At 59.8% G+C, this 609-nt stretch carries 1 pseudogene; it reads left to right on the forward strand.

What is annotated here, in order from left to right:
- A pseudogene (locus OC450_RS34270) lies at window positions 1-423 on the forward strand (caspase family protein); the annotation flags it as partial.
- Window positions 424-609 lie beyond the last annotated feature (186 nt).

Below are 609 nucleotides of genomic sequence, written 5' to 3' on the forward strand. Positions count from 1 at the left end.
CTGACGCTGTTCAACAAATATGCCGGGACGAAGCTCGACGCCAAGCAGGCGAGCTTCGACGCGCTCGACGCCATCAAGGCCAGGCCGGGCCGGGTCTGCCCGCTTGTGTGCGATCACGGCTTCAGGGCCGATGGCGATACTTGCTCAAAGATCGCCTGCCGCTCCGGCTATCGCGTGAATGACGACAATGAATGCGAGAAGGTCCAGGACAAGAAGCCTGTCGCGACCCGCGAGGATGCCAAGAAGCGAGATACGGAGCGGAAGCAGGGCGAAGCTGCTCCATCGAAGCCGCAGGCATCTGGTCAAGTATTTTGTAACACTGGAGGCTGTCGGCCGGTAAGGTCCGGCTGTCGGCTTGTTGATCGTCCGAAGCTTGGCCCCGTCGGAATTGGGGGAGGAGTGCAAGCCGAAGTATGCGACTGAGTGGCGGTCCGATCCTGCGCAGTTGGCCTGGGCGGTCGCAGAGATGTGTGACTGGCGATCATTGATCGCAGATTGCGTTGGCCATTCTGCGAATAATCTGACGCTCTTGCATTCGGGGGCTGGAATGCGGTTTCGGCTGTTTGGTTTGTTGATTGTTGCGAGCTGCTTGGCGACCTGGCTTGGGAC

This window comes from Bradyrhizobium sp. Bra78 (genome assembly GCF_024519855.1).
In the GTDB taxonomy this organism is placed as follows: domain Bacteria; phylum Pseudomonadota; class Alphaproteobacteria; order Rhizobiales; family Xanthobacteraceae; genus Bradyrhizobium; species Bradyrhizobium japonicum_G.